We start from the raw sequence: 3,738 nt of genomic DNA, 5'->3' as shown, positions 1-3,738 counted from the left end.
TTCGCCAAAGCACCGCCGCTCCCCCAAAGTGGCTCCCCGAAAGCGGCCAATGCCAGATGGCCCCTTCGTCAAGAAAAGGAGACGCGAATTGAAGACGGAAGAGAGCCGTACGTTAGTGAGCGATGAATGGAAGAATCTAGTCGGGTGCACAGTCGAGCTGCGTCGTGACGGCCACCGACTACGAAACGGAGTGGTGGAAGCGGTATCCAGCGACTCGTCAATGATGTGGCTTCAATTTGATGGTGTGCATGGCCGCCAGCTCATTATGAAGACCGACCCCTACGAAATCTACATTCTCGACTAATCCGTCGACCATCAGGGCCGGCAGGACTCCGGCCAAGACCGAGTGTTGGCCCAACGTCGGTTACGTAATCGAGCTCCCGTCTGGCCCGCCAATACAGGCACGCAGGTCGCATGGGCTCGGGCGTCCCTGGCTGAGCTGCTGCGCGTTGAGCGGCTTCCTGCCCCACCGCACCTGCGGCCGAAGGTTCATTGCAAACTTCTTGTCTTAGGTACGCCGGATGCCCCTCAGGTGCCGCGCGATGTCCGTGGCGACTTCCGCCGTGCGGCCTCCTTTGAATTCCTCCCGCAGGGGCTGACCGCCCCACATTGCAGGTTAGAGGCCACAGGTTGCGCCCATGTTTCTGATGGATGACGTTCTGCATCCGAAAACCTTGGTGCGACAGGTCCCGGATGGGTCTTGGCAGCCTCGATAACCTGCGCTGTTCTTGTCGTGTTGCGCCGCAATCCTTGGGAGCTTGACAACAGGCGTGGCGTGAGTCACCCTGTTGCGTATCCTGATTGCTGTTGCGTAGGAAGCACTTGGAAGACTGAAGTATTGGAGTCGTTACCGCTATCCATGGCTTTTCCCTAGATCGTGCGCTTTTATTGCACCTCGATCCTCTAATCGCATGACTACAACATTCTCGACAACGCCGGTTGCCCCACTAAACCGTGATCTCCACGATTTGCACACTACTCAGCCCTACCGGGAGGAAACACATGACTACTTCAGTGAACGTGCCCCTCAATTCGCGCGGAAAACTCGCTTCATCATTGCCTGCAGAGCAGCTGGCAGAGATCACTGAGTTGTTTGCGTCCCGGCGCACGGGATATTCCCTCGACGCCCCCTTCTACACGGACCCGTCGATTTTCAAAATCGACATGGAGGCCATTTTTGGCCAGCACTGGATCTTTGCCGCCAGCACCGCTGAGCTGCCGGAGCCGGGTGACTACGTCACGGTCGACTACGGGCCCTACTCCCTGATCGTGCTGCGCAACGACGACGGCGGCGTGAACGTCCTGCACAACGTATGCCGCCACCGCGGCGCCCGCGTCCTGACTGAATCCGCAGGGTCAACCGGAAACCTGGTATGCGGCTACCACTCCTGGACTTACTCACCCAGCGGTGACCTGATCCACGCCTCGGCACCCGGAGAAACGAAGTTCGACAAGAGTTGCTTCGGCCTCAAGCGCGCCCACGGCCGCGAGGTCGCCGGACTCATCTTCGTTTGCATTGCCAATGAGCCGCCGACGGACTTCGACGAAACCTCAAAGATCTTTGAGCCCTACCTCGCGCCCCACGATCTGGCGAAGACGAAAATCGCCTACCAGCAGAACATCATCGAAGAGGGCAACTGGAAGCTCGTCATGGAGAATAACCGTGAGTGCTACCACTGCGACGGCCACCCTGAGCTCGCCTGCTCCCTCTTCCCCACCTGGGGCCTGACCGAGGGCCTGATCCCGGCCCATCTCGAGGACGTGTGGAACCGCAACAAGGAAGCACAGTCCTCGCTCGAGGAGCGTTGCCGCCGCTATGGCCTTCCCTACGAGGTCGTCGAGGAGCTTGACACGCGCATCGCGGGAATCCGGATCTCACGGGAATCGCTCGACGGTGAAGGCGAATCGTTCTCTCCCGACGGACGCAGGCTTTCCAAGAAACTGCTCGGTGACTTGCGGGACTTCCGCCTTGGCCGCTGCTCCATGCACCTGCAGCCCAACAGCTGGTTCCACTTCCTGGGGGACCACGTCATCACCTTCGGCGTCTTTCCCATCAACGAACACCAGACCCTCGTACGCACCACCTGGCTGGTAGCTGACGACGCCGAGGAAGGCGTCGACTACGATCTGGACAAACTCACCTACACCTGGAAGCAGACCAATCTGCAGGACAAGGAGTTCGTGGAGCTGTGCCAGAAGGGCGCCGGCAGCCCCGCCTACCAGCCCGGCCCCTACATGAAGAGCGAATACCAGGTCGAGGCATTCATCAACTGGTACGTGCAGCGAGTGCAGGAGCACTTGGCATGATTGAACTCCGCAACGACACGGCAATCCAGGAGCCACAGCGCATTCGCGGTCTTGAGATGCCGTGGAACAGGGTGATGGGCGGCACCGAGGGACCCGCCCGCGCCGCCCACGCATTGGGCCCCTGGCATCCACAGGAGTTCATGGCCGAATGCGTCGAGACCGTTCCCGAGGCAGGCGGCATGATGACCTTCGTGTTCCGTCGCTCCGACGGTGCGCCGCTGGCGTTCCGTGCGGGCCAGTACGTGAACGTCGCCTTTCCCGTGAACGGCGAGGACCAGGATCCGGTGGACCGCAGCTACTCGCTGTCCAGTTCGCCCACCCAGCCGTGGACCTTCAACATCACAGTCAAACGCGACTCCACCGGACTCGTCTCACCCTGGGTGCACGAAAACGTCAAACCCGGCACCGTCCTCGAGATGCTCGGACCGGTCGGGGCATTCCACCTCCCCGACGCGGACCGCCGGGCACGGTACCTCTTGCTGGCCGCCGGCGCAGGCATCACCCCCATCATGTCGATGGTGCGGACCATCCACTCCCTGCCCGGACAGGCCGATGTCGTGGTGCTCTACCACGGAGCCGAGGCCGGAGGATATGCCTTCCACCAGGAGCTGGCCTACATCGCCTCCGTGGACCCGCGCGTCAAGGTCTTCTACTCCCTGGGTGACCGGAGCAAGCCTGAAGGGTGGGAATGGCTCAGCGGAAGGCTGACGGCGGCCATGCTCGATGAGGTTGCCCCCGATGCCAACGGCCGCCAGGTCTATGCCTGCGGTCCCGAGGGCTACCTGAACACCGCCACCGAGCTCCTCAAGAAGGTCGGCGTCGACGACACCTCCATCTACATGGAATTCTTCACGGGAGACCGCCAAACGCTCCTTGAATACCAGGCAGAGCTCGCGCTTGCAGCGGACATTGCAGAGGAAATCGCCGAGGAAATCGCCGATTCCGCCGAGGACTTCTATGAAAGCCAGCCCACCGCGTTCGGGCTCTACGAACCTGGCTACGACGCCGATGGAACCCTGAAGGCCACGGGACTGCCGCTGGAAACCGTCGACCCGGACGCCCCCCGCCCCGACGGCAGTCCGGACGTCGGGCCGGACGTCGGGACCTCCGACGCCTCAAGCTTCGACACCGTCGGAACAGGAAGCCTCACCCTTTCCTTCACCCGCACCGGCCTCAACGTGCGGATCGACCCCGACGAACACATCCTCGGGGCGGCCCAGCGTGCCGGCGTCAGGATCGGCGCGAACTGCAAGGAAGGCATGTGCGGCTCCTGCAAGGTCGTCAAGCTTTCCGGCGAGATCGAGATGAACCACCAGGGCGGAATCCGGAAACGGGAGATCGATGCAGGCAAGTTCCTGCCGTGCTGCTCCACCGCGCGAACCGACTTGGTGATCGACGCCTAGGGTGTGTCTACTAAGAAAACGAAGGTGA

At 61.6% G+C, this 3,738-nt stretch carries 3 protein-coding genes; all 3 read left to right on the top strand.

Translation table 11 applies throughout. From position 1 onward, the window contains the following. Positions 1–304: hypothetical protein (locus tag ARGLB_RS23220; RefSeq protein WP_217491538.1), on the top strand; the 304-nt coding region annotated here is incomplete at its 5' end. Positions 305–1,002: 698 nt separating this feature from the next. Further along, positions 1,003–2,307, top strand: coding sequence for an aromatic ring-hydroxylating oxygenase subunit alpha (locus ARGLB_RS08260; RefSeq protein WP_003801060.1), 1,305 nt, complete (start codon positions 1,003–1,005; stop codon positions 2,305–2,307). Beyond that, positions 2,304–3,710 carry a ferredoxin reductase gene (locus ARGLB_RS08255; protein ID WP_003801058.1) on the top strand — a complete coding sequence of 469 codons (1,407 nt, stop codon included), beginning with the start codon at positions 2,304–2,306 and terminating at the stop codon, positions 3,708–3,710. The genes ARGLB_RS08260 and ARGLB_RS08255 overlap by 4 nt, the downstream gene beginning before the upstream one ends. The last annotated feature ends 28 nt before the right edge of the window (positions 3,711–3,738 follow it).

It is taken from the genome of Arthrobacter globiformis NBRC 12137 (assembly GCF_000238915.1).
GTDB classification, from domain to species: Bacteria; Actinomycetota; Actinomycetes; order Actinomycetales; family Micrococcaceae; genus Arthrobacter; species Arthrobacter globiformis.
This window is presented reverse-complemented; position numbering and strand designations above follow the sequence as displayed.

Excerpts from the sequence above, each read along its gene's own strand:
- ARGLB_RS08260 (WP_003801060.1), top strand. The coding sequence starts at position 1,003 with ATGACTACTTCAGTGAACGTGCCCCTCAATTCGCGCGGAAAACTCGCT.
- ARGLB_RS08255 (WP_003801058.1), top strand. The coding sequence starts at position 2,304 with ATGATTGAACTCCGCAACGACACGGCAATCCAGGAGCCACAGCGCATT.